This window comes from Sphingomonas sp., from assembly GCF_031361285.1.
Taxonomy (GTDB): domain Bacteria; phylum Pseudomonadota; class Alphaproteobacteria; order Sphingomonadales; family Sphingomonadaceae; genus Sphingomicrobium.
Genome location: NZ_JANMCO010000136.1, coordinates 1 through 3,376, shown reverse-complemented (window position 1 = coordinate 3,376; position 3,376 = coordinate 1). Strand labels below are relative to the sequence as shown.

General features: G+C 63.4%; 5 protein-coding genes. 2 read left to right on the top strand and 3 right to left on the bottom strand.

Annotated elements, in window-relative coordinates; all coding sequences use genetic code 11:
• Window positions 1–180: 180 nt before the first annotated feature.
• From RMO25_RS11750 to RMO25_RS11740, 3 genes are all read right to left on the bottom strand, one after another.
• Window positions 181–753: a hypothetical protein gene (locus RMO25_RS11750; RefSeq protein ID WP_309662791.1), complete on the bottom strand. Its 573-nt coding sequence runs from the start codon at window positions 751–753 to the stop codon at window positions 181–183.
• A 175-nt stretch (window positions 754–928) separates the two neighbouring features.
• Window positions 929–1,174, bottom strand: coding sequence for a hypothetical protein (locus RMO25_RS11745; RefSeq protein WP_309662790.1), 246 nt, complete (start codon window positions 1,172–1,174; stop codon window positions 929–931).
• An 87-nt stretch (window positions 1,175–1,261) separates the two neighbouring features.
• Window positions 1,262–2,131, bottom strand: a complete 870-nt coding sequence (locus RMO25_RS11740; RefSeq protein WP_405051877.1) for an ABC transporter permease — start codon at window positions 2,129–2,131, stop codon at window positions 1,262–1,264.
• A 76-nt stretch (window positions 2,132–2,207) separates the two neighbouring features.
• On the opposite strand from RMO25_RS11740, the gene RMO25_RS11735 reads away from it, so the two are divergent.
• Both RMO25_RS11735 and RMO25_RS11730 read left to right on the top strand, forming a co-directional pair.
• Window positions 2,208–2,864 carry a GcrA family cell cycle regulator gene (locus tag RMO25_RS11735; protein WP_309662789.1) on the top strand — a complete coding sequence of 219 codons (657 nt, stop codon included), beginning with the start codon at window positions 2,208–2,210 and terminating at the stop codon, window positions 2,862–2,864.
• A 147-nt stretch (window positions 2,865–3,011) separates the two neighbouring features.
• A partial coding sequence (locus RMO25_RS11730; protein WP_309662788.1) for an ATP-binding protein occupies window positions 3,012–3,376 on the top strand: 365 nt, incomplete at its 3' end.

The window sequence follows — 3,376 nt, the reverse complement described above, 5'->3', positions numbered from 1 at the left end:
CGCGGATAGACGGGCATGAGCGGAGTGATGGCCATGCTTGGGCGAGTCCTTCTGAGCTGATCGGTTCGTGACGCGGCCCCGGCGGGCGCCAGTCGCGAGCCTATAGCCATCAGGCCGGCAAAGGAAAAGGCGCCCCGGATTGCTCCGGAGCGCCTTCCTTTTCCCTAATCGGCGCGTTGATTAATCGTCGTGTTCGCGGCCCTGGTCGTCCTCATAACGGTCGTCGCGGCCGTCACGATCGTGGTCGCTGGCATATTGGCCGTTGTAACCATTCTGGCCGTAGCCATTGTAACCATTCTGGCCATAGCCGTTGTAGCCATTGTTATAGCCGTTGCGGCCCCAGCGATTGCCGTCGTTCGCTGCATAGCGAACGCGCTGCTCGAGACGGGCAATCCGGATCTCGATGTTCTGGCGCTCGCGGGGGTCGAGACCATAACGGCTCATTTGGGCCAGGCGGCGCTCGAGATCCCGCGACTCATCGCGCAGCCGGCGGGCTTCCCGATTGTTCAGGACGTTACGCCGATCCAGCTGTTCGATCTGGCGCTGGATTTGGTTGATCCGCACCTGAAGGATGCGCACCTGGCCGTAATTGTTGTTGTAGCCGTAGCCATAGCCCTGCGGCTGCCCGTAGCCATAGCCTTGCGGCTGACCGTAGCCATAATTCTGCGGCTGCGGATAATATTGCGCCGAGGCCGGGGCCGCGACAGCGAGAGCCGAAGCAGCGGCGGCTAGAGAAATCAGAAACATACGCATCGTGGCTCTCCTTGGTTGAGCGTCTTGATGGGCAGGTTCTGCACCATTCGCAGTGAGGTGATGCTGAACGCCGCCGTTATCGTGCGTTCAACATCCTTAATGCGAGAAAGGACGCGCCACGGGCACGGGCGGCAATCCCAAACCGTCAATGTCCGCAATGGGTGGAAAGCGGACATTAAATTGAGCGCATCTCGCCAACCTCAAAAGGTAACAAATCAGCCAGTACACCCACCAATGTGACGGCTTCAGCAAGGGCGATGACACGGGCTTCGAAAGGCTCGTGGACCGCTTGCTCGCATAGAAACTGCCACTCCGAATGACTATCTCGGGAGACCAGTTTGATGGTCGCGCCCTCCAGAACATGGACGCACGTAATGCAAGCCATGTCATCGGCGAACAGCTCTCCGGCGACCCTTACCATCCCGCCAAATTAAACAATGTGGCAGTGTCCGCAATGGGTCGAAAGCGGACATCGGACCGGCCCCCAGCAATTGGTACCCCGAACCGTTCAGTTCTTGATTTTCCAGCCGCTCCTGAGAAGCACGTAGCACAGACCCCACAGCAGGATGTTGAGCAGCAGCAGGCCGATGGCGCCGACGGCCAGTGGCGAATCGGTGACGCCGAGGAAACCGTGCCGGAAGCCCGAGATCACATAGAAGAACGGGTTGGCGTGGCTTATGGCGCGGAACGTCGGCGACAATTGCTCGACCGAATAGAATGTCCCCGATAGCAACGATAAGGGCGTCACAACGAAATTGGTGACCGCGGCGGCGTGGTCGAATTTGTCCGCCCAGATCGACGTCAACAGCCCGAGAAACGCCAGCATCAGCGCGCCCATCAGCCCGAACCACAGCAGCCACAAGGGCTCGCGGATGGTGACCGACACGCCCGGCCACAGAAGCATCACCAGCCACACCGCGGCGCCAACCAGGAAGGCGCGGGTGACGGCGGCGCCGACCAGCCCGGCAATCAACTCCCCAGTCGACAGCGGCGGCAGCAGATAATCGACGATATTGCCCTGCATCTTGCCAACCAGCAGCGAGAAACTGGCATTGGCGAACGCATTCTGCAGCATCGCCATAACGATCAGCCCGGGGGCGATGAAATCGGCGAACGGCACCCCCATCACGGTCCGGCCACCACGGCCCAGCGCGACGGTGAAAATGGCCAGATAGAGCATGGTCGTGATGGCCGGCGCCCACACCGTCTGCATCTGCACCTTGAAGAAGCGCCGCACCTCCTTGATATAGAGGGTCTTGAGGCCAACCCAGTTGACGCCGCTCAAGACCGGCACGCCGGGCTCGTTACGGAGCCACAGCGGGGCCTGGTCGGTCTTGGCCTGGCTGTGGGCCGGAGTTTGCTGGGGCTGGCTGTTCACCGGTCACTCGCCTATCGGCTGACGGCACCCGCCGCAAGCCACGGGCGTGCGACCCAAAATTCGGAGTAATATATTCATGTCCTGGACCGACGAGCGCATCGACCGCTTGAAGAAAATGTGGTCCGACGGCTCGACCGCGAGCCAGATCGCCGAGGAACTTGGCGGAGTCAGCCGCAATGCCGTCATCGGCAAGGCGCACCGCCTCGGTCTCGACGCGCGCCCGTCCCCGGTCAAAGCCGGCGAGGAAAAAGACAAGAAACCCGCCGCCGCGTCGGCAGCCGCTGCCACCAAGTCGGCCAAAGCCGATCCCGCCGGCAAGCATTCGGCCGCAGCCGAGCCGGAGGAAGTGCCCAATCCCGCCCACGCGCGCACCCCGCAGCGCGTCCAGCCCGAGGGCATGCAGTTTCGCTCGATCGGCCCCGGCGGCTTCGTTCGCCAGGGACCCGGCGACACCCAGGCACCGATCCCGCCGGCCCCGCCGCGGCGACTGGTGCCGGCCAAGCCGAGCGCCGAAGTGGCCAACAAGACCGGCCTGCTCGAATTGAACGACCGCATCTGCAAATGGCCGCTCGGCCACCCCGGCGAGCCCGATTTCCATTTTTGCGGCAATCCCGCCAACCCCGGTTTCCCTTATTGCGTCGAGCATTGCGGGGTCGCTTATCAGGCCCAGCTACCGCGCCGCGATCGCCGCCCGCCGCCGCCATTGCCGTTCGGCGGTCCCCGCGTTCGTTAGGCGTGCGCCTTCCCGATCGAACGAGCGATCGGGGGCGGCCAGCGCCGCATAATTCGTGCTCTTTTCCTTGCCGGCTGCGGGCGACGTGGAAAACGCTGCACCGACCGCTTGGCAGGCCCGGAATCCGCGCCCTATAGCAGTCGTCACATGGCCGATCTGTTTTCTTCCGCTGCATCCGCCGCGCCCGACAGCTACGATGCCTCGTCGATCGAGGTGTTGGAAGGGCTCGAGCCGGTCCGCCGCCGGCCCGGCATGTACATCGGCGGCACCGACGCCCGCGCCCTCCACCATCTCGCGTCCGAAGTCATCGACAATGCGATGGACGAAGCGGTCGCCGGCCACGCGACGCGGATCGAGGTCACGCTGGAGGCCGGCAACCGGCTGACCGTCACCGACAACGGCCGCGGCATCCCGGTCGAGGACCACCCCAAATATCCCGGCCAATCGGCGCTCGAAGTGATCATGACCACGCTCCACTCGGGCGGCAAGTTCGACAACAAGGCTTATTCGAC